At 37.4% G+C, this 696-nt stretch carries 1 protein-coding gene; it reads left to right on the top strand.

Annotated elements, in window-relative coordinates:
- On the top strand, positions 1-696 hold a 696-nt coding region (locus tag G5B12_RS17035; protein WP_174088960.1), incomplete at both ends, for an RNA-guided endonuclease TnpB family protein.

The following is a 696-nucleotide window of genomic DNA, read 5'->3' as shown; positions in this document are numbered from 1 at the left end:
TTGTGCAAAAGAAATGGCTGCAATGAAGAAAACGGAAGAATACGGATTTTTAAAGGAAGTAGATAGTATCGCATTACAACAATCGCTCAGGCACCTTGATATGGCATTTCAGAACTTTTTCAAACAGCTGAAAACAGGTTTTCCAAGGTTCAAATCAAAAAAGCAGAATAAAAACAGCTATTCTACGGTCTGCATCAATGGGAACATAACGATATCTAACGGATATTTGAAATTGCCTAAGATTGGACAAGTCCGCTTAAAACAGCACAGGATTATTCCAGAGGAATATAGACTGAAATCAGTAACAGTAAGTCAGACACCAAGCGGAAAATACTATGCAAGTATTCTTTTTGAGTATGAAGATCAAGTACAGGAAAGGGAAATGCAAAAGTTTTTAGGTATGGATTTTTCCATGCACGAATTGTATCGTGACAGTAACGGTAAGGAGCCAGCCTATCCGAAGTATTACAGAAATGCGGAGAAAAAATTAGCGAGAGAACAACGCAGGCTTTCCAAAATGCAGAAAGGTTCAAGCAATCGTAATAAGCAGAGGATTAAGGTGACAAAACTTCATGAAAAGGTTTCCAATCAAAGAAAAGACTTCCTGCATAAGCAGTCAAGGCAGATAGCCAATGATTATGATTGTGTATGTATAGAAGATTTGGATATGAAAGCAATGTCACAGTCGCTGAATTT

The sequence above is a fragment of the Blautia sp. MSK.20.85 genome (assembly GCF_013317245.1).
Classification (GTDB): Bacteria; Bacillota; Clostridia; order Lachnospirales; family Lachnospiraceae; genus Blautia_A.
Note: the sequence above shows the minus strand (reverse complement) of the source record. Positions and strands in the feature narration are given on the sequence as shown.